The 19170-nt window shown below is 66.0% G+C and carries 23 protein-coding genes; 13 read left to right on the forward strand and 10 right to left on the reverse strand.

The features are described from left to right. Positions 1 to 4 precede the first annotated feature (4 nt). The 3 genes from ACMGGG_RS00395 to ACMGGG_RS00405 are packed head-to-tail and all read right to left on the reverse strand — an operon-like array spanning position 5 to position 2586. Positions 5 to 1270 carry an ABC transporter permease gene (locus ACMGGG_RS00395; protein WP_414154693.1) on the reverse strand — a complete coding sequence of 422 codons (1266 nt, stop codon included), beginning with the start codon at positions 1268 to 1270 and terminating at the stop codon, positions 5 to 7. Then, positions 1270 to 1980, reverse strand: coding sequence for an ATP-binding cassette domain-containing protein (locus ACMGGG_RS00400; RefSeq protein ID WP_063542511.1), 711 nt, complete (start codon positions 1978 to 1980; stop codon positions 1270 to 1272). Before ACMGGG_RS00400 ends, ACMGGG_RS00395 begins: the two co-directional genes overlap by 1 nt. After that, complete coding sequence (locus ACMGGG_RS00405; protein ID WP_414154694.1) at positions 1981 to 2586, reverse strand: DUF2796 domain-containing protein; 606 nt, start codon at positions 2584 to 2586, stop codon at positions 1981 to 1983. A gap of 133 nt (positions 2587 to 2719) precedes the next feature. Between ACMGGG_RS00405 and ACMGGG_RS00410 the strand changes: the two genes are divergently transcribed. Continuing rightward, on the forward strand, positions 2720 to 3067 hold the full coding sequence (locus tag ACMGGG_RS00410) for a hypothetical protein (protein ID WP_151926345.1): 348 nt from the start codon (positions 2720 to 2722) through the stop codon (positions 3065 to 3067). Positions 3068 to 3125: 58 nt separating this feature from the next. On the opposite strand, the gene trxA is transcribed toward ACMGGG_RS00410, so the two are convergent. Genes trxA through ACMGGG_RS00425 form a run of 3 tightly spaced genes read right to left on the reverse strand, consistent with a single transcriptional unit; the run spans position 3126 to position 5166 of the window. After that, positions 3126 to 4013, reverse strand: a complete 888-nt coding sequence (gene trxA, locus ACMGGG_RS00415) for a thioredoxin (protein WP_054893592.1) — start codon at positions 4011 to 4013, stop codon at positions 3126 to 3128. Positions 4014 to 4052: 39 nt separating this feature from the next. Then, positions 4053 to 4712 carry a class I SAM-dependent methyltransferase gene (locus ACMGGG_RS00420; protein WP_054893593.1) on the reverse strand — a complete coding sequence of 220 codons (660 nt, stop codon included), beginning with the start codon at positions 4710 to 4712 and terminating at the stop codon, positions 4053 to 4055. 1 nt (position 4713) lies between these two features. Continuing rightward, positions 4714 to 5166 carry a YbaY family lipoprotein gene (locus tag ACMGGG_RS00425; RefSeq protein ID WP_414154695.1) on the reverse strand — a complete coding sequence of 151 codons (453 nt, stop codon included), beginning with the start codon at positions 5164 to 5166 and terminating at the stop codon, positions 4714 to 4716. A 105-nt stretch (positions 5167 to 5271) separates the two neighbouring features. On the opposite strand from ACMGGG_RS00425, the gene nrdR reads away from it, so the two are divergent. The 12 genes from nrdR (at position 5272) to ACMGGG_RS00485 (ending at position 13991) form a co-directional block, all read left to right on the forward strand. Continuing rightward, positions 5272 to 5736 (forward strand): transcriptional regulator NrdR, encoded by a 465-nt coding sequence (gene nrdR / locus ACMGGG_RS00430; protein ID WP_054893595.1) that lies wholly within the window; start codon positions 5272 to 5274, stop codon positions 5734 to 5736. Positions 5737 to 5738: 2 nt separating this feature from the next. Then, positions 5739 to 6869 carry a bifunctional diaminohydroxyphosphoribosylaminopyrimidine deaminase/5-amino-6-(5-phosphoribosylamino)uracil reductase RibD gene (gene ribD, locus ACMGGG_RS00435; RefSeq protein WP_414154696.1) on the forward strand — a complete coding sequence of 377 codons (1131 nt, stop codon included), beginning with the start codon at positions 5739 to 5741 and terminating at the stop codon, positions 6867 to 6869. A gap of 42 nt (positions 6870 to 6911) precedes the next feature. Continuing rightward, positions 6912 to 7577: a riboflavin synthase gene (locus ACMGGG_RS00440; protein WP_112897211.1), complete on the forward strand. Its 666-nt coding sequence runs from the start codon at positions 6912 to 6914 to the stop codon at positions 7575 to 7577. 18 nt (positions 7578 to 7595) lie between these two features. After that, positions 7596 to 8687 carry a bifunctional 3,4-dihydroxy-2-butanone-4-phosphate synthase/GTP cyclohydrolase II gene (ribBA, locus tag ACMGGG_RS00445; RefSeq protein WP_112897212.1) on the forward strand — a complete coding sequence of 364 codons (1092 nt, stop codon included), beginning with the start codon at positions 7596 to 7598 and terminating at the stop codon, positions 8685 to 8687. 92 nt (positions 8688 to 8779) lie between these two features. Next, positions 8780 to 9256, forward strand: a complete 477-nt coding sequence (gene ribE, locus ACMGGG_RS00450) for a 6,7-dimethyl-8-ribityllumazine synthase (protein WP_054893599.1) — start codon at positions 8780 to 8782, stop codon at positions 9254 to 9256. Continuing rightward, positions 9253 to 9753 carry a transcription antitermination factor NusB gene (gene nusB / locus ACMGGG_RS00455; RefSeq protein ID WP_414155885.1) on the forward strand — a complete coding sequence of 167 codons (501 nt, stop codon included), beginning with the start codon at positions 9253 to 9255 and terminating at the stop codon, positions 9751 to 9753. Before ribE ends, nusB begins: the two co-directional genes overlap by 4 nt. 18 nt (positions 9754 to 9771) lie before the next feature. Beyond that, positions 9772 to 10740, forward strand: coding sequence for a thiamine-phosphate kinase (gene thiL, locus ACMGGG_RS00460; protein WP_125930887.1), 969 nt, complete (start codon positions 9772 to 9774; stop codon positions 10738 to 10740). Beyond that, on the forward strand, positions 10737 to 11240 hold the full coding sequence (locus ACMGGG_RS00465; RefSeq protein WP_054893602.1) for a phosphatidylglycerophosphatase A: 504 nt from the start codon (positions 10737 to 10739) through the stop codon (positions 11238 to 11240). The genes thiL and ACMGGG_RS00465 overlap by 4 nt, the downstream gene beginning before the upstream one ends. Before the next feature lie 16 nt (positions 11241 to 11256). Then, positions 11257 to 12000 carry a substrate-binding periplasmic protein gene (locus tag ACMGGG_RS00470; protein ID WP_112897214.1) on the forward strand — a complete coding sequence of 248 codons (744 nt, stop codon included), beginning with the start codon at positions 11257 to 11259 and terminating at the stop codon, positions 11998 to 12000. A 148-nt stretch (positions 12001 to 12148) separates the two neighbouring features. Further along, positions 12149 to 12766 (forward strand): GTP cyclohydrolase II, encoded by a 618-nt coding sequence (ribA, locus tag ACMGGG_RS00475; RefSeq protein WP_054893604.1) that lies wholly within the window; start codon positions 12149 to 12151, stop codon positions 12764 to 12766. Continuing rightward, positions 12763 to 13182: a hypothetical protein gene (locus tag ACMGGG_RS00480; RefSeq protein ID WP_063542525.1), complete on the forward strand. Its 420-nt coding sequence runs from the start codon at positions 12763 to 12765 to the stop codon at positions 13180 to 13182. Before ribA ends, ACMGGG_RS00480 begins: the two co-directional genes overlap by 4 nt. Beyond that, on the forward strand, positions 13182 to 13991 hold the full coding sequence (locus ACMGGG_RS00485) for a cobalamin-binding protein (RefSeq protein ID WP_414154697.1): 810 nt from the start codon (positions 13182 to 13184) through the stop codon (positions 13989 to 13991). The genes ACMGGG_RS00480 and ACMGGG_RS00485 overlap by 1 nt, the downstream gene beginning before the upstream one ends. Here the strand turns inward: ACMGGG_RS00485 and ACMGGG_RS00490 are convergent. From ACMGGG_RS00490 to ACMGGG_RS00505, 4 genes are all read right to left on the reverse strand, one after another. Further along, positions 13969 to 15840: a TonB-dependent receptor domain-containing protein gene (locus ACMGGG_RS00490; RefSeq protein WP_414154698.1), complete on the reverse strand. Its 1872-nt coding sequence runs from the start codon at positions 15838 to 15840 to the stop codon at positions 13969 to 13971. The two genes, ACMGGG_RS00485 and ACMGGG_RS00490, sit on opposite strands and share 23 nt — an antisense overlap. 104 nt (positions 15841 to 15944) lie before the next feature. Next, the gene (gene dxs, locus ACMGGG_RS00495) at positions 15945 to 17840 is read right to left on the reverse strand and encodes a 1-deoxy-D-xylulose-5-phosphate synthase (RefSeq protein ID WP_414154699.1); all 1896 of its coding nucleotides are present in this window, start codon (positions 17838 to 17840) and stop codon (positions 15945 to 15947) included. Positions 17841 to 18015: 175 nt separating this feature from the next. Beyond that, positions 18016 to 18903 (reverse strand): (2E,6E)-farnesyl diphosphate synthase, encoded by an 888-nt coding sequence (ispA, locus tag ACMGGG_RS00500; RefSeq protein ID WP_054892756.1) that lies wholly within the window; start codon positions 18901 to 18903, stop codon positions 18016 to 18018. Continuing rightward, positions 18900 to 19142: an exodeoxyribonuclease VII small subunit gene (locus tag ACMGGG_RS00505; RefSeq protein WP_054892757.1), complete on the reverse strand. Its 243-nt coding sequence runs from the start codon at positions 19140 to 19142 to the stop codon at positions 18900 to 18902. The genes ispA and ACMGGG_RS00505 overlap by 4 nt, the downstream gene beginning before the upstream one ends. Positions 19143 to 19170 lie beyond the last annotated feature (28 nt).

Here is a 19170-nt window from a genome sequence, read left to right on the forward strand (position 1 = left end):
ACTCTCAGAGGTGGATCGACAGGCCATCGGCCAACGACTGCCGGTAGGCACGCCAGGCCGGAACGCTGCCCATCAGCAGCGCCGCACCGAGGATGATCGCCAGCAACGTCCATTCGTGCGGGCTTGGCCAGGCCAGCGGCAGGAACAGCCCGTAGTTGGACTGTACCGCGTCCTGGGCCAAGGCGATTCCCCCATAGAGCAATCCCAGCCCGGCGACGATACCGCTGACCGACATCGCCAGCGCTTCGAGCACCAGCAGCCCGGCGATATGCCAGGGGCGCGCACCCACCGAGCGCAGGATGGCCATTTCGCGTCGCCGTTCGTTGAGGCTGGTGAGAATCGCCGTGAGCATGCCGATCAAACCGGTCAGTACCACGAACAGCGACACCACGAACAACGCCTGCTCGGCGATGCCCATCATGCCCCACAGCTCTTGCAGGGCCACGCCGGGCAAGATCGCCAGCAGCGGCTCGCTGCGGAATTCGTTGATCTCGCGCTGCACGCTGAAGGTGGCGATCTTGCTGTTCAGGCCGAGCATGAAGGCCGTGATGGCGGTGGGTTGAAGGTCCATGGTGCGCGCCTGGTCGGCGCTGATGCGCGCGGCGCCGCGGGCCGGCACGCCGTTCTGCCAGTCGACGTGGATGGCTTCCATCCCCGCCAGGCTGATGTGCAGGGTGCGGTCCACGGGGGTGCCGGTGCGCTGCAGAATGCCGACCACGGTGAAGGGCTTGTCGTCGTGCTTGACCAGGCTGATGGTGGCGATGCCGTGGGCCAGCACCAGGCTGTCGCCGAGCTTGTAGTGCAGGGCTTCGGCCACTTCGGCGCCAAGCACCACTTCGAACGGGTCGTTGGCGAACTGGCGGCCCTGGCTCAGTTGCAGGTGCTGCTGGCGGCCGTACTGGTAGTGGGTGAAGTAATCGCTGTTGGTGCCCATCACCCGGTAGCCGCGGTGCGAGTCGCCCAGGGAGATCGGGATCGCCCACTTGACCCGCGGGTCCTTGGCGTAATGCTCGAAGCTGTCCCAGCGGATGTTGTTGGTGGCGTTGCCGATACGGAACACCGAGTACAGCAGCAGGTTGACCGACCCCGAGCGCGCCCCGACGATCAGGTCGGTGCCGCTGATGGTGTTGGCGAAACTGGCGCGGGCTTCGGTACGCACGCGCTCCACCGCCAGCAGCAGGCACACCGACAAGGCGATGGCGAAGGCGGTGAGGAAGGCAGTGAAGCGGCGGTTGGCCAGGCTGGCCAGGGCTAGACGGAGCAGGTACATCAGGCCTCCCGAGGCTTGGCGGCGCGGTTGAGCTCGGCCAGCGACAGGTCGCGGTCGAACAGGGGCGCCAGGCTCTGGTCATGGCTGACGAACAGCAGGCTGGAGCCTGCGGCGCGGCATTCGTCGAACAGCAGGCGGATGAACACCTCGCGCGTGTCGGCGTCGAGCGCGGAGGTCGGCTCGTCGGCGATCACCAGTTCCGGTTGGCCGATCAGTGCACGCGCAGCGGCGACCCGCTGTTGCTGGCCGATCGACAGGGTGTCGGCGCGCCGGGCGAGCAGGTCTGGGTCGCCCAGGCCCAGGTGGGCGAGCAATTGCGCCGCTGCCTGGTGGATGCTGCCATGGCGCTGCGCCGCACGTTCGGCACGGCTGCGCGAAAAGCGGCAGGGCAACTCGACGTTTTCCTGCACGGAGAGAAACGGCAGCAGGTTGAACTGCTGGAAGATGTAGCCGGTGTGGTCGACACGGAAACGGTCGCGAGCGCCCTGGCCCAGCTCCGCCAGGTTCTGCCCGAGCAGCCGCACTTCGCCCTGGTCGGGCAGGTTGACCCCGCCCAGCAGGCCGAGCAGGGTGGTCTTGCCGCTGCCGCTGGGGCCTTTGAGGAACAGCGCCTCACCGGCCTCCAGACGGAACTGGGAGATGTTCAGCAACGGCTGCTGACCTGGCCAGGCGAAGACCAGGTCATGCAGTTCGATCAGCGGCTGGCTCATTCAGAACGCAACCACGGCCTTGGCCGGGGTGCTTTCGAAGCCCTTCTGGCCGTTCGGGCCGACCAACTGCACATTGATCTTCTGGGTTTGCGGGTACGCCTTGTAGAGCGGCGACAGGTCGATCTGGGTCAGCTTGGCCGGAGCTGCGCAGGTCAGCTGGTAGTGCGCGTGGATCTCGCTGTGCTGGTGTTCATGCGCGTGGTCATGGTCATGGTCGTGATCGTGATCGTCGTCACCGTCGTCGTCCTTGGCCGATGGCTCGTCACCGAACAGCGGGCTTTCCAGCTCCTGCTGGTCTTCCTTGCAACCGGCCGCGCTGGCCAGGCCGAACAGCTTGAGCGGCTGTTCGAGTTGCTTGCGCACAGCCTCCACCTTGGCCTTGTCGGCATCGCTGCCGGGCATGTGCTCGAAGCCGACCAGGTTCATTGCCGGGCTCTCCAGTGCCAGCTCCAGGGTATTGCCATCCAGGCCGACGTTCAGGCGTGCGACGCCGTGCTCGTGGGCAGGCAAGGTGCCGTGGGCATGATCGTGGTCGTGATCGTCATGGGCCTGGGCAACGGCCAGGGGCAGCAGGGCGAAGGGCAAGGCGAGGAGCAGGCGGCGCATGGACGACTCCGGAAGCGGACGGGAAAGATTTGGTAATGTTATAACAACTTTTCTTGTCGATGCCAGACGCTTGGCGCAGGTTTCATGTCGTGGGAGCATGCACGTCATCGATCCGCGATTGAAGGAAGGCAGCGTGAGAATCCGAGGACAGATCGGCGACTGGCCGGTGGACCTGACCATCGAACTGGATCCGGCGGAGTGGGCCCAGCTTGGGCGTAGGCTCGAAGAGGCGCCTGCGGTGGCAGAGGTGGCGAGCGCGCCTGGTGCTGCGCCAGCGCGGCAGGACGATAGCCAGTGGTCGGCGGCGCGCGAGGTGTTGCGTCAGGCCGGAGCGCTCAGTGGGCCTGAGTTGCTGGAGCGGCTGGAAGGGTTGGCCGGGAGTGTCGCGGCAGGCAAGCGGCTGCTGGTGCGTTTGCGCCACAGCAGTGAAGTGAAGGTGGAAAGCGGTGCGGATGCGCCGGTATATCGCTGGGTAGGCTAGTTGCCGGGGACGGTGCGTGGCTGGATGCCACCTCCAGCAGGAGGTGGCGGCTCGGGGCTCAGAACATCGCCGAAGACAACCGGCGGCGGTACACGCCCACCAGCGGATGGTCACCGCCGAGCAGGTCGAACACCTGCAGCATGGCTTTCTGCGGCAGGCCGTTGTCATAGGCGCGATTGCGCTGGAACAGCTTGAGCAGCCCGTCCAGCGCAGCTTCGTACTGCTGGCGCGCCAGTTGCTGGATGCACAACTGGTAAGCCGCTTCGTCATCCTGCGGGTTCTGCGCCAGGCGGCTCTTGAGCTCGGCGGCCTCCGGCAGGCTGGCGGCCTGGCGCAGGAAGGTCAGTTGCGCCTTGGCACCGGCCAGCGCGGCCTTGTGCTCATCGCTCTTGACTGCGTCCAGCACTTGCTGCGCTGCGTCCAGGTCGCCGCGTTCGGCCAGGCAGCGGCCGTAGTAGATCAGCGCCTCGGCGTTGCTGTTGTCTTCACCGAGCACGGCCTGCAGCAGCGCTTCGGCCTCGCTGAAACGGCTCTCGGCGAACAGCGCCTTGGCCTGCTCCAGTGGCGAGGCAGTCGGCGGTGCAGGCATCTGCACATGCGGCTCGAGCATGGCGCGAATCGCCGACTCCGGCTGGGCACCGGCAAAGCCGTCGACCGGCTGGCCATCCTTGAACAGCACCACGGTCGGCAGGCTTCGGATACCGAACTGGGCCACCACCTGCTGCTCGACGTCGCAGTTGATCTTGGCCAGCAGCAGCTCGCCCTGGTAGCCCTCGGCGATCTTCGCCAGCAGCGGCATCAGCGCCTTGCAGGGCGCGCACCACTCGGCCCAGAAGTCCACCAGCACGGGCTTGTGGAAGGAATTCTCGATCACCAGTTGCTGGAAGTTGGCATCGGTGGCGTCGAAGATGTAGGGCGTGGCGGTATTAGAGGAAGCTTGGCTCATCGCAACTCTCGCAGCTTTCGCAAATTCGGAATGGCACCACTATAAAGGCTCGCGGCTGGCGTGGTACAGGCTGACCCGGCGGAATTCGTGCGGCTCGGCCAGGTCTGGCAGGGTCAGGGCGTCGAGCACGCCGAGCTGGCGATAGAGCGGGTGGCTGAAGTCGCGTACCCGCGAGTCGGCGACCAGTGCCTGGCGACCCCGGCCGAGAAAGGCATCGAGCAATGGCAGGTTGGCGCGGTCGTACAGCACGTCGGCGACGAGGATCAGGTCGAAGCGGTCGGCTTCGGCGAAAAAATCCTCGCTGTAGCCCAGCGTCACGCCGTTGAGTGCAGCGTTGGCGCGGCATGCGTCCAGGGCCAGCGGGTCGAGGTCGCAGGCGACCACCTCGCGCGCACCGGCACGGGCTGCGGCGATGCCGGCGATCCCCGAACCTGCGCCGAAGTCCAGCACGCGCTTGTCACGTACCCATTCGGGGTGTTGGGCCAGGTAGCGAGCCATGGCCAGGCCGCTGGCCCAGCAGAAGCTCCAGTAGGGGGGCTCGTCGAGGATGCGCCGGGTCTCGTCGGGGCTGAATGCCCGGTCCATGTTCTCGGCGTCGAGCAGCCACAGCTTGAGGTCGCAGCCCGGCAATTCGCTGATGACCAGGCGCGCTTCGCCAATCAGGCCGCTGAGGGCCTGTTGCAGGTGTAGCGGTGTCACGTTATGGCGCCTTCTCGAAACGCAGTGGGCCGGTGGTCTGGGTTTCGGCCTGGACGATGCGCTGCGGCGGCAGGTGCATGATCAGTTGGCCGGAGCGGCTGGCGCGCCCGCGCAGCTCGACCCGGGCGCCGGCAGGAAAGGCCTCGGGGTTGAAGCGTAGATGATAAGGCAGGGCCTGGCCGGTGCCGGTCAGGTCGCTGCTGGCCAGCAGGCGTTGGGGGCGGCCGCGCTCGTCGATCACCAGCAGTGCCAGCTCGACTTCGGCGCCTGCGGGGATTTCCATCAGGATGCCGCTGAGTTCGCGCTGGTAGGCCGGCAGCGGGCCCGGTTCGTCGCTCTTCTTGACCGTCTTGGGCGCGCTGGGCGCCACAGGCTGTTCGGGCTTCGGTCGGTCGCTGCCGCAGGCGGCGAGCAGGCCGGCCAGGCACAGGACGACGAGGGCTCGATGGTGCATGGGGTAATCCTTCACAGGCAGATTTCTCTGGATGGTAACCCCTTTGGCTTGTCTTGCCAGTGGGATGCGCTACCATGGCCCTCCCTTTTTTTGTTGCCTGCCACCATGCACTGTCCCTTTTGCGGTGCCAACGACACCAAGGTCATCGATTCGCGACTGGTCGCCGAGGGCGAACAGGTCCGCCGCCGCCGCGAATGCGTCGCCTGCGGCGAGCGCTTCACCACCTTCGAGACCGCCGAACTGGTCCTGCCCCGGCTGATCAAGCAGGACGGCACGCGCCAGCCCTTCGACGAAGACAAACTGCGTGCCGGCATGCAGCGGGCGCTGGAGAAGCGCCCTGTCGGCGTCGAGCGCCTGGAAGCGGCGCTGGCGCACATCAAGAGCCGCCTGCGGGCTACCGGCGAGCGCGAGGTGAAGTCGCTGGTGGTCGGTGAGCTGGTGATGTCCGAGCTGCGCAAGCTCGACGAAGTTGCCTACATCCGCTTCGCTTCGGTGTATCGGCGCTTCCAGGACCTCGACGAATTCCGTGAAGAAATCGACCGCCTGGCCCGTGAGCCAGCCAAAGAGTAAGCATGTCCAGCCAGACCGCGTTGCTTGACGCCCATTTCATGGCCCGTGCCCTGGAACTGGCCCGCAAGGGCCTGTACACCACCCATCCCAACCCGCGGGTGGGCTGCGTGATCGTTCGCGATGGCGAAGTGGTCGGCGAGGGCTGGCACGTGCGTGCCGGCGAGCCGCATGCCGAAGTGCATGCCCTGCGCCAGGCCGGTGAGCGTGCGCGTGGCGCCTGCGCCTACGTCACCCTCGAGCCCTGCAGCCACCATGGCCGCACGCCACCGTGCGCCGAGGCGCTGGTCAAGGCAGGTGTGGCGCGGGTTGTGGCGGCGATGCAAGACCCCAACCCGCAGGTGGCCGGGCGTGGCCTGGGTCGGCTGGCCGAAGCCGGTATCGAGGTTGCCAGTGGCGTGCTCGAGGCCGAAGCCCGTGCGCTCAACCCGGGCTTTCTCAAGCGCATGGAGCATGGGCTGCCATTCGTTCGTGCCAAGCTGGCGATGAGCCTGGACGGCCGCACTGCCATGGCCAGCGGCGAGAGCCAGTGGATCACCGGCCCCGCTGCGCGCGCCGCGGTACAGCGCCTGCGCGCCCGCTCCAGCGTGGTGCTGACCAGCGCCCAGAGCGTGCTGGCCGACAACGCGCGGATGACCGTGCGCGCCGCCGAGCTTGGCCTGGACGACGAAATGACTGCGCTGGCCGTGTCGCGCCCGCCGCTGCGGGTGTTGATCGATGGCCGTCTGCGCCTGCCGCTGGACGCCCCGTTCTTTCAGGCCGGTCCGGCGCTGGTGGTCACCGCCGCCGCGCAGGACCCGCGCTACGCCGCGGCCGGCCACGAGTTGCTGGTGCTGCCCGGCAGCGACGGCCAGGTCGACTTGCCTGCGCTGCTGCGCCTGCTGGCCGAGCGCGGTGCCAGCGAGGTCTTGCTCGAAGCGGGCGCCGGTCTGGTCGGCGCCTTCGCTCGCCACGGCCTGATCGACGAATACCAGCTGTTCGTCGCCGGCACGTTCCTCGGCTCCCAGGCCCGCCCGTTGCTGGAGTGGCCGCTGGAGCACATGAGCGAAGCGCCGCGGCTGAAGATCATCGAAATGCGCGCCGTGGGCGATGACTGGCGAGTCACGGCCATCCCCTTGCCCGCGCCCGGCGTATAATGCCGGGCCTGCTTCGCGCAGCCCGTACCTGAGGAGAACACCATGTTCACCGGCATCATCGAATCCATCGGCACCATTCGCAGCATGACCCCCAAGGGCGGTGACGTGCGCGTCTACGTCGAAACCGGCAAGCTCGACCTGGGCGACGTCAAGCTCGGCGACAGTATCGCGGTCAACGGCGTGTGCCTGACCGCCGTGGAACTGCCAGGCGATGGCTTCTGGGCCGACGTCAGCGTCGAAACCCTCAAGCGCACCGCGATGGTCGAGCTCAAGAGCGGCAGCCGCGTCAATCTCGAGAAGGCCCTGACCCCCACCACCCGCCTGGGCGGCCACCTGGTCAGCGGCCACGTCGACGGTGTCGGCGAAATCATCTCGCGCAGCGATAACGCCCGCGCCATCCAGTTCCGCGTACGTGCCCCGAAAGAGCTGGCCAAGTACATCGCCCACAAGGGCTCGATCACCGTCGATGGCACCAGCCTGACGGTCAATGAGGTCGATGGCGCTGAGTTCGAGCTGACCATCGTCCCGCACACCCTGTCCGAAACCATCATGGCCGACTACCGTGCAGGTCGTCGGGTGAACCTTGAGGTCGACCTGCTGGCCCGTTACCTGGAGCGTCTGCTGCTGGGCGACAAGGCCGCCGAGCCGAGCAAAGGCAGTGGCATCACCGAAAGCTTCCTGGCCGCCAACGGCTTCTTGAAATCCTGATTGAGAAGGGGGTGCCGCGTGGCGCTCAACAGCATCGAAGAACTGGTCGAAGACATCCGCCAGGGCAAAATGGTCATCCTCATGGATGACGAAGACCGCGAAAACGAAGGCGACATCATCATGGCAGCCGAGTGCTGCCTGCCCGAGCACATCAACTTCATGGCCAAGCACGCCCGTGGCCTGATCTGCATGCCGATGACCCGCGAGCGCTGCGAAACGCTCAAGCTGCCGCTGATGGCGCCGCGCAACGGCTCCGGCTTCGGCACCAAGTTCACCGTGTCGATCGAGGCCGCCGAGGGCGTCACCACCGGCATCTCCGCCGCTGACCGCGCCCGCACCGTGCAGGCTGCCGCCGCGAAGGACGCCAAGGCCGAGGACATCGTCAGCCCTGGCCACATCTTCCCGCTGATGGCCCAGCCAGGCGGTACTCTGGCCCGCGCCGGCCACACCGAAGCGGCCTGCGACCTGGCGCGCATGGCCGGTTTCGAGCCGAGTGGCGTCATCTGCGAAGTGATGAACGACGACGGCACCATGTCGCGCCGCGCCGAGCTGGAAGTGTTCGCCGCCGAGCACAACCTCAAGATCGGCACCATCGCCGACCTGATCCACTACCGCATGATCCATGAGCGCACCGTGCAGCGCGTCTCCGAACAGCCGATCGAAAGCGAGCTGGGCCAGTTCAACCTGGTCACCTACCGTGACTCGGTGGAAGGCGACGTGCACATGGCGCTGACGCTGGGCAAGATCTGCGCCGAAGAGCCGACCCTGGTGCGTGTGCACAACATGGATCCGCTGCGTGACCTGCTGCTGGTCAAGCAGCCGGGCCGTTGGAGCCTGCGCGCGGCCATGGCTGCCGTGGCCGAGGCCGGCAGCGGCGTGGTGCTGCTGCTGGGCCACCCGCTGGACGGCGATGTGCTGCTGGCGCATATCCGCGAAAGCGCGGGCGATGTGCAGGCCAAGGTGCCGAGCACCTACAGCACCGTGGGTGCCGGTTCGCAGATCCTGCGCGACCTCGGTGTGCGCAAGATGCGCCTGATGAGCTCGCCGATGAAGTTCAACGCGATATCCGGATTCGATCTGGAAGTTGTAGAATACGTGCCCTCCGAGTGACACAGGTGCGCCAGCATTGTCCTGGCGCTCGTGTCCGAACCCTCCCGAAGGCCGCCTGGTGCGGCCTCGCTCTTTAATATGAGAATACCGGAATGACCCTGAAGACCATCGAAGGTACCTTCATCGCCCCCAAAGGTCGCTATGCTTTGGTGGTTGGCCGCTTCAACAGCTTCGTCGTCGAAAGCCTGGTGAGCGGTGCCGTCGATGCCCTGGTTCGCCATGGCGTCAGCGAAAGCGACATCACCATCATCCGTGCCCCGGGTGCCTTCGAGATCCCGCTGGTGGCACAGAAAGTCGCCCAGCAAGGCGACTACAGCGCGATCATCGCCCTGGGTGCAGTGATCCGTGGCGGTACCCCGCACTTCGAATACGTGGCGGGCGAATGCACCAAGGGCCTGGCCCAGGTGTCCATGGAGTTCGGCGTTCCGGTATCCTTCGGCGTGCTGACCGTCGACTCCATCGAGCAAGCCATCGAGCGTTCCGGCACCAAAGCCGGTAACAAAGGTGCCGAAGCTGCCCTGTCCGCCCTGGAAATGGTCAGCCTGCTGGCGCAGTTGGAGGCCAAGTGATTAGCGACGACAGCGATCGTTTCAACCCGCGCGATCCAAAACCTGCGAATGCCGGCAAGCCCTCCAAGAGTGCCAAGCGTCGCGAAGCCCGCAAGCTCGCCACGCAAGCGCTCTACCAGTGGCACATGGCGCAGCATTCGCTGAACGAGATCGAGGCTCAGTTCCGGGTCGATAACGATTTCTCCGATGTCGACGGTGCCTATTTCCGCGAAATCCTCCACGGGGTTCCGGCAATCAAGGGCGAAATCGACAGCGCACTCAGCCCTTGCCTGGACCTGGCACTGGACGAACTCGACCCGGTCGAGCTGGCCGTGCTGCGTCTGTCCACCTGGGAGTTCATCAAGCGCGTCGACGTACCGTACCGCGTGGTGATCAACGAAGGCGTGGAGCTGGCCAAGGTCTTCGGTGCCACCGATGGCCACAAGTTCGTCAACGGTGTGCTCGACAAGCTCGCGCCCAACCTGCGCGAAGCTGAAGTCAAGGCCAACAAGCGCTGATCGCGGCGCTGACGAGCCATGGGTGAGTTCGAGCTGATCCGTCACTTCTTTGCCGCCGCGCCTTGTGCGCAGGGCGGTAACGGCGTGGCTCTGGGGATCGGTGACGATTGCGCCCTGCTGGAGCTGCCGGCCGGCGAACAGCTGGCAGTCTCCACCGACACGCTGGTCGCAGGTGTGCACTTCCCGGCAGTCTGCGACCCCTCGCTGCTCGGCCAGCGCTCGTTGGCCGTGGCCGCGAGCGACCTGGCGGCCATGGGCGCGACTGCCATCGGCTTCACCCTGGCCCTGACCTTGCCGGAGGTCAGCGCGGATTGGCTGCAAGCCTATGCCGAAGGCCTGCAGCGCATGGCCCACCGCTGTCGCATGAGCCTGATCGGCGGCGACACCACCCGCGGCCCCCTGAGCATCACCGTCACCGTGTTTGGCCGGGTTCCGGCCGGGCAGGCCTTGCGCCGTGACGGTGCCAGGCCGGGCGACCTGCTGTGTGTCGGCGGCAACCTGGGCAACGCCGCAGGGGCCTTGCCGCTGGTGTTGGGCGAGCGCCAGGCGCCGGCTGAACAGGCCCAGGCGCTGCTTGCGCAGTACTGGTCGCCGATGCCGCAGCTCACCTTGGGCGAGCTGCTGCGTGGCCATGCCACGGCGGCGCTGGACGTTTCCGACGGCCTGCTTGCCGACTGCGGTCATATCGCCCGGGCCTCGGGCGTCGCCCTCGAAGTGAACCAGCATCAGGTTCCGGTATCTACCGAACTGGAGGCTTTCCTCGGGCGTGACGCTGCCGTGCACGCGGCGCTCACCGGCGGCGACGACTATGTGCTGGCCTTCACCATCCCCGCCGCGCAACACCAGGCATTGCAGCTGCCGGGGTTCATCCATGTCCATGTCATCGGCCGCGTCCTGGACGGGCAGGGCGTCACGCTGCGTGATCGCCAGGGTCGTGACATCACCCCCACGCAACGGGGCTACCAACATTTCAGGGAGACACCGTGACCGACCACCCCAATCAGGTGCCTGCGGAGTTCGTTCCGCCTTCGGTCTGGCGCAATCCATGGCACTTCATCGCGTTCGGCTTCGGCTCCGGTACCTTGCCCAAGGCGCCGGGCACCTGGGGCTCGCTGGTGGCGCTGCCGTTCATCCCGCTGTGGCAGATGCTGCCGGATTGGGGCTACTGGCTGCTGCTGGGAATCACCATGCTGTTCGGCTTCTGGCTGTGCGGCAAGGTGGCGAACGACTTGCGCGTGCACGATCATGAAGGCATCGTCTGGGACGAGATGGTCGGCATGTGGATCACCTTGTGGCTGGTGCCCGAAGGTTGGCAGTGGCTGCTCGCAGGGTTCCTGATGTTCCGCTTCTTCGACATCCTCAAGCCTTGGCCGATCCGCTGGATCGACCGCCATGTGCACGGCGGTGTCGGCATCATGCTCGACGATATCCTGGCCGGCGTGTTCGCCTGGCTGGGCATGCAAGTGCTGGTTTGGGCGGTTGCCTGAGACAAGGAGCGGGTCGATGGCCATACGGACTGTGCTACTGGCGCTGATACTGGTTCTCCTGCCTTGGAGCGCCGGGGCCGCCGAGCTGCCGAAGCAGGTGCGGCTGGTCAGCGAGGAGTGGATCGACTACACCAACGCCGATGGCAGCGGGGTTGCCTGGGATGTGCTGCGCAAGGTGTTCGAACCGGCCGGGGTGAAGGTCGAGGTAACGAGCGCGCCTTACAGCCGTGCAGTCGGGCTGGTCAAGCGCGGCGAGGCCGATGCCTGGGTGGGTTCGTACAAGCAGGAGAACGAAGACAACCTCTACCCGCGCTGGCACTTCGATATGGACCATATCTATGCATTGGGGCTTGCCAGCAAGCCGGTTCCGACGCTGAACAGCGTCGGCGAGTACCGCCTGGCGTGGGTGCGCGGCTATGACTACCAGAGCTACCTGCCCGATGTGAAAAACTTCCGCGAGATCCAGCGCCGCGAAGGCATCCTGCCGATGCTGGAGCATGACCGGGTGGATTTCTATATCGATGCCGAAACCGAAGTGGATTACGTGCTGCACCAGGCCAGCAAGCCGCAGGACTTCCGCCGCACCCACATCGCTGAGCTGCCGCTGTACCTGGCCTTTACCCGCAGCGATCAAGGCAAGGCCCTGCGCGACCTGTTCGACCAGCGCATGGAGAAGCTGGTACGCAGTGGCGAGCTGCGCTCGATCTTCGAACGCTGGAAGCAGCCGTACCCGTTCGCTTCCGACAGCCAGCCGCATTGATCGCCGAGGCGCCTACCACGGGGGCGTATCTGGCGAGCCTATGCATCGAACTTTTCGATCTTAAGCCGCGAGATTCAGCCTGCGCATGCCCGCTGGGCTGCTGATACAATCTGGCCCATTGAAATTTCCTACTTATCAGGAGCACAACGTGCCCGTCGTCTTTGTTGCCGCCTCCAAACTCCCAACGCCCTTTGCGACATTCACCATGCATGGCTTTCTCGACGAAGCCACCGGCCGCGAGCATGTGGTGCTCAGCCTGGGTGATATCGCCGACGGTGAACCGGTGCTCGGGCGTCTGCACTCCGAATGCCTGACCGGCGACGCTCTGTTCAGCCAGCGTTGCGACTGCGGCTCGCAACTGGAAGCCGCGCTGCAGGCCATCGCCCGTGAAGGTCGTGGCGTGCTGCTGTACCTGCGTCAGGAAGGTCGAGGCATCGGCCTGTTGAACAAGATCCGCGCCTATGAGCTGCAGGATGGCGGTGCCGATACCGTCGAGGCCAACGAGCGCCTGGGCTTTGCGGCCGACCAGCGAGACTACGCCATGTGCCTGCCGATGCTCGAGCACCTGGGCGTCAAGTCGCTGCGCCTGATGACCAATAACCCACGCAAGGTCAAAGCCCTGACCGACATGAACATCGTGGTTGCCGAACGCGTGCCGCTGCACACTGGCCACAACCCGCACAACCGCCTGTACCTGGCGACCAAGGCCGACAAGCTCGGTCACATGATGGGCAACCGTCACCAGGGCGAGGCGCCCCAGGCGTGACCCGTGGCCAGGTGAAGCGGCGCCTGGCGCTGGCCTGGTGGCAGTATCTGGCTGTCGGGCTGGTGCCGCTACCGGTCATGGCCTGGGCTTTTGGTGGCAGTGAAGCGCTGATTCCGGTGCTGGCGATGCCACTGTTCATTGCCGGTGCGGCCACCATGTTTCTCAGCCTGCCGCGCTTCGGTGCATACAAGCGGGCGCTGATCGCCACCTCCAAGGTGCTCGACACCCCCGAAGAGCCCGCCGCCTGGATCGAACTGGCGCGGGTTCGTCGTCTGGCGATGACCTACGCCTGCTTCCCGGCCTGGATCGCCGCGCTCTCGGTGCTGGTGGGGCTGGAGGCGGTGCCGCAGGTGCTGCTGGCGCTGTCTACCGTGGTGCTGCTCTACCTCTATCGCATCCCGCGCCAATTAGGCTGATGCGCGCCTTTTTCGTTGCCATGCTGCTGTCGATCGGTGCATTTGCCGAGGCTGGGCCGCGCGTGATCAGCCTCGGGCCGTCGATGACCGAGATCGTCCTGGAGCTTGAGGCGGACGATTTGCTGGTGGGCGTGCTCGACAGCGGCGAGCGGCCGCAGCGTCTGAAGGATCTGCCATCGGTCGGGCGCTACGGGCAACTGGACATGGAGCACCTGCTGGCGCTCAAGCCCGACCTGCTGCTGCTCTGGCCCGGCAGCGTGCCCCCGGCCCAGCGCGACCAGTTGCGTCAGCTGGGGATTGCCACGTTCAGCAGCGAGCCCCACGACCTGGAGCAACTGATCGAGCAGATCCAGGCCATCGCCGTGCGCCTGGGGCGTGCCAAGCAGGGGCAGCGCTACGCTGAGAGGCTGCGCGAGCGCCTGGCCGAACTGCGCGAGCGCTATCGCCGCGAGCAGCCGCTCAAGGTGTTCTATCAGGTCTGGAACTCGCCGTTGTACACCCTGGGTGGCCGTCAGGTGGTGAGTGATGCACTGGCGGTCTGTGGGGCGCGCAACGTCTTTGCCGACCTTGAGCAGCCTGCGCCGCAGGTGAGCGTCGAGTCGGTGCTGGCGCGCGACCCTGATGTGATCCTGGCCGGCGACGCTGCGCAGTTGGCTGGTTGGAAGGCCTGGCCAAAGCTCAGCGCCGTTGCCGGTGGGCACCTGCTGGTGGTGCCCGACAAGGGCCTGGAGCGCCCCAGCGGACAAATGATCGAAGCGACGGCGCGCCTGTGTGCGCTGCTGGCGTCTACAGCGCCGGTGTCCAGGTAAGGCTCAGCAGCCAGGTGCGGCCTTCTTCGCGGTAGCCGTAGTCACTGCCGTCATAGTTGTAGAGCGCGCGGCTGTAACCTTTGTCCAGCAAGTTATCCACCTTGGCCTCGAACTTCAGCGCATCACTTGCCGCCCAGCTGCCGCGCAGGCCCAGCAGTGCATATCCGCCGAGCCTGTTGCGATTGGCCTCGTCGTCATAGCTGTTGCTCAACGCCTGCCAGCTCGCCCCCACACTGAAGCGCTCGAACTGTCGGTCCAGGTCCAGGCTCAAGGTTCGGCGGGCGCGGCGAGCCAGGGTATGGCCGGTGTCACGGTCACGTGGGTCGATCAGCGCAAGGCCAAGCTGGCTGCGCCAGGGCCCCCAGTCCTGGGTCAGTGACATCTCCATGCCGTTGATCCGCGCCGAGGCAACGTTTCGCGGGATCGAGCCCTCGCCGAAGATGATCGCATCGCGCAGATCGGTGCGGTACAGCGAGGTTTCCAGGCGGCTGCTATCGCTCAACTGGCTGCGCCATTGCAGTTCATAGCTCCTGGAGCGCTCAGGGTCGAGGTCAGGGTTGCTGTACTGCGGGTAGTACAGGTCGTTGAAGGTGGGGGCACGAAACCCTTCGCTGTACGACAGCAGCAAGTCGTTGTCGGTGTTCAGCGGCAGGGTCAGGCTGGCGCTCCAGGTGGTCTGGCCGCCGAACTGCTGGTTCTGGTCGCGCCGCACGCCCAATTCGGTGGAGAAACTTTCGCCGCTGTAGCGATGCTGGAGGAAGGCTGCACGGTTGTAGCGGCTGTCCTCGGCGAAGTCGGTGCTGCCGTGCACCCGGTCCTGATACCAGTCGGCGCCCAGCGAGAGGTTGTTCCGTGCATCGAGGGCGAGATCATTCTGCCAAGTGATCTGGTCGCGATAGGTGTTGAATACGCTGCCATCGTCGCTAAGCTTGTCGCGCTTGCGGTCGCGGTTCTCGCTATGGCCGATCTCCACACGCGAATGCCAGAGGTCGCTGAGCTGGGCATCGATATAGGTGCCCAGGCTGCTGACGGTGAAGTCGGTGTAGGGTTTCTGGCCGAAGCTTTCGAAGCTGACGGGGTCGAATCGGCCGAAGGGGTTGTCGTATTCGCTGCGCCCCCGGCTGTCGAGCAGGTTCACCCCGGCCTCGAAGCGCTCACCGAAGGTGTGGCTCAGGCTCAGGTTGAAAGATTTGTTGCGGTAGGCGTCGTGATCGCCATCGCTGGCGAAGGACGGCCCGGTCGAATCGATCCCTGCGGTTTCGTCGAGGCTGGCGCCGAGGTTGAAGCGTGTCTGGCCATCGCCACCGGACAGTCCCAGGCTGCGCTGGAAGGTCTGGTTGCTGCCGGCCGCCAGGCGCAGCCGCGGTTGCAGGCCGGGGCCGCTGGCGCGTCGGGTGAAGATCTGGATCACCCCACCGATGGCGTCGCTGCCGTAGACCGCCGAGCGCGAGCCGCGCAGCACTTCGACGCGCTCGATCTGGTCGACGTCGAGAAACTGCAGGCCGCTGTCGCCGGAGGTGGCGTTGGCAATGCGTACGCCATCGACCAGCACCAGGCTCTGTGCGGCCTTGGTGCCGCGGATGAAAATCCCGGGCAGGCTGCCGCGGCCACCGGTGGGGGCGACTTGCACGCCGGGCACGCGGGTCAGCAGGTCGGTGACGCTGGAGGGTTGCAGGCGGTCGATGTCGGCGCGGGTGAAGACCGTGTTGGCGGCGCTGGTGGCGCTGCGCGATTCGACTTCGCGGTTGGCGCTGATCAGCACGTCGGGGAGCTTCAGGGCGTTGTCGCGTTCGGCGGCCAGCAAGGGCAGAGGGAGGCAGAGCAGCGGTGCAAAGGTCAGGATTTTCATGGGCAGTACAATAGCATTCGCGGGCGAGCCCGCTCCCACAGGGTTTCTACAGTACTCGAATACTGTGCAATCCCTGTGGGAGCGGGCTTGCGCGCGAAAGGGCCTTACAGGCCGAGCTTGGCCATGCGGGCTTTCACTGAGGCCTCGATGCCAGCAGCATCCAGCCCGCACTCGGCCAGCATCTGCGCAGGCTTGGCATGCTCGACATAGATATCCGGCAAGCCCAGGTGCAGCAGTGGCTTGACCACCGCCTCACGCGCCAGGAACTCGCTGACCGCCGCACCGGCGCCGCCCATGATGGCGTTTTCCTCGATGGTCACCAGCAGCTCATGGCTGCCGGCCATCTCCAGTACAAGCGCTTCGTCGAGCGGCTTGACGAAGCGCATGTCGACCACCGTGGCATCGATCTGCTCGGCCACCTGCAGCGCTTCGGCCAGTTGCACGCCGAACACCAGCAACGCGACTTTCGAACCCTGGCGACGAATCACACCCTTGCCGATTTCCAGCGGCTCCAGGTCGCCGTCGATCGGCGCGTTGGGGCCGGTGCCGCGCGGGTAGCGTACGGCGGCCGGGCCTTTGTACAGGTGCCCGGTGCTGAGCATCTTGCGCAGCTCGTTCTCGTCGCTCGGGGTCATCACCAGCATGCCGGGGATGCAGCGCAGGTACGAGAGGTCGAAGCTGCCAGCGTGGGTCGGGCCGTCCTCGCCGACCAGGCCGGCGCGGTCGATGGCGAACAGCACGTCGAGGTCCTGTACCGCCACGTCGTGGATCAGTTGGTCGTAGGCGCGCTGCAGGAAGGTCGAGTAGATCGCCACCACCGGCTTGGCGCCTTCACAGGCCATGCCGGCAGCGAAGGTGACGGCGTGCTGCTCGGCGATTGCCACGTCGAAGTAGCGCTCCGGGAAGCGCTCGCTGAAGGCGACCAGGTCCGAACCTTCCTTCATTGCCGGAGTGATGCCCACCAGGCGGTTGTCGGCGGCAGCCATGTCGCACAGCCACTGCCCGAACACGGCGGAATACTTGGGCCCGCTGGGCTTTTTCGGTGCGACGGGCTTGTCGACAGGTTCGAGCTTAGTGATGGCGTGGTAGCCGATCGGGTCGACCTCGGCGGGGGCGAAACCCTTGCCTTTCTTGGTGACCACGTGCAGGAACTGCGGGCCCTTCAGGTCGCGCATGTTGCGCAGGGTGGCGATCAGCGTCGGCAGGTCATGACCGTCGATCGGGCCGATGTAGTTCCAGCCCAGCTCCTCGAACAGGGTGCCGGGCACCAGCATGCCCTTGGCGTACTCTTCGGTGCGCCGGGCGATCTCCCAGGCGCCGGGCAGGCGCGACAGCACTTTCTTGCTGCCTTCGCGCATGCTCGCGTAGGTGCGGCTGGACAGGATCTTGGCTAGATAGTTGGACAGCCCGCCGACGTTGCGCGAGATCGACATGTCGTTATCGTTGAGGATCACCAGCATGTCGGCATCGACTTCCTGGGCATGGTTCAACGCTTCGAAGGCCATGCCAGCGGTCAGCGCGCCGTCACCGATCACGGCAATGGACTTGCGCGGGTCGTTCTGCAGGCGGGCGGCGATGGCCATGCCCAGTGCGGCGCTGATCGAGGTGCTCGAGTGGCCGACGCCGAAGGTGTCGTACTCGCTCTCGCTGCGGCGCGGGAAGGCAGCGACGCCGTCTTTCTGACGCAGGGTGAGCATGCGCTGGCGACGACCGGTGAGGATCTTGTGCGGGTAGGCCTGATGACCGACGTCCCATACCAGACGATCGTCCGGGGTGTCGAAGACGTAGTGCAGGGCGATCGTCAGCTCGATGACGCCGAGGCCTGCGCCGAAGTGCCCACCGGTCTGGCCAACTGTATAGAGCAGCTCCTGGCGCAGTTCGTCGGCCAGGCTCTCCAGGTCGGCTTCGGCTAGCCGGCGCAGGCCGGCTGGCGTGTCGGCGCGGTCCAGCAGAGGCGTGACCGGGCGTTCGCGGGGGATCTCTTGAAACGTCGTGGGCATCAGGCGAGTCGTTATAGGTTTGAAGACGCGGCAGTTTACCCCATTGTGGGAAAAGTGCCCATTGGACCACGGGTTACGCCGACCCTGTGGGAGCGGGTTTACCCGCGAAGACGGCGGTAGGCCCGGCATCGCATTCGCGGGTAAACCCGCTCCCACAGGGGATTGGCATCAACGCTTAATGGCGGCGCTCGACGATATAGCGCGCCAGCGCCCGCAGCGGCTCGGCGCTTTCGCCGAACCCTTCAAGTGCGACCAGCGCCTGGTCGCGCAGTTCGATCGCATAGGCCTTGGCGGCATCCAGGCCGAGCAGGGCGGGGTAGGTTGGTTTGTCACGAGCGATGTCGGCGCCCTGGCGCTTGCCCAGGGTGGCGGTATCGCTTTCGACGTCGAGGATGTCGTCCTGCACCTGGAACGCGAGGCCGATGGCCTGTGCATAAGTCTGCAAGGCATCCAGTTGGGTGGCTTCGGCACGGCCGCTGGCCAGGGCGCCGAGACGCACGCTGGCCTCGATCAGTGCGCCGGTCTTGTGCCGGTGCATGTATTCCAGGGCCTGCTGGTCGAGCTTGACCCCGACCGAACCGAGGTCGATGGCCTGGCCGCCGACCATGCCGGCCGGGCCTGCGGCCTTGGCCAGAGCCTGGACCATGGCCAGGCGGATGGCGTCAGGCTGCGGGCTCAGGTGCGCATCGAGCAGCGCGCTGAAGGCCAGGCTCTGCAGGCCATCGCCAGCAAGGATCGCGCAGGCTTCGTCAAATGCCTTGTGGGTGGTCGGCTGACCGCGGCGCAGGTCGTCGTCGTCCATGGCCGGCAGGTCGTCATGCACCAGCGAGTAGGCATGGATCAGCTCTACCGCGCAGGCTGCGCCGTTGGCTTGCTCGGGCGCAACGCCAAAGGCTTCGCAAGCGGCGTAGGCGAGCAGCGGGCGTACACGCTTGCCGCCGTTCATCACGCTGTAGCGCATCGCTGCGTAAAGCCGTTCGAGCTCCTTGGACGGCGCCACGAACAGCGGCTCGAGGGCGGCGTCGACGCGCGCCTGGCAGGCGCTCTGGTAGCTGTTGATCATTCCTGCGGTTCCGCGTCGAAGGGCTCGGCGGCCAGTTCGCCGTCACGCTCCAGGAGGATCTGCACCTTCTGTTCGGCCTGGGCCAGCGCGCCCTGGCAGTCGCGGGTCAGGGCGATCCCCTGCTCGAACGCTGCCAGCGACTCTTCCAGCGACAGCTCGCCGGTCTCCAGGCGCTCGACCAAGGCTTGCAGGTCGGCGAGGGATTGTTCGAAATCGATGGAGGTTTTCTTGCGGGCCATGGCGACTGTCTCGGTGGCGTTTTTAACG

It is taken from the genome of Pseudomonas sp. BNK-44-b, assembly GCF_047456245.1.
GTDB classification, from domain to species: Bacteria; Pseudomonadota; Gammaproteobacteria; order Pseudomonadales; family Pseudomonadaceae; genus Aquipseudomonas; species Aquipseudomonas machongensis.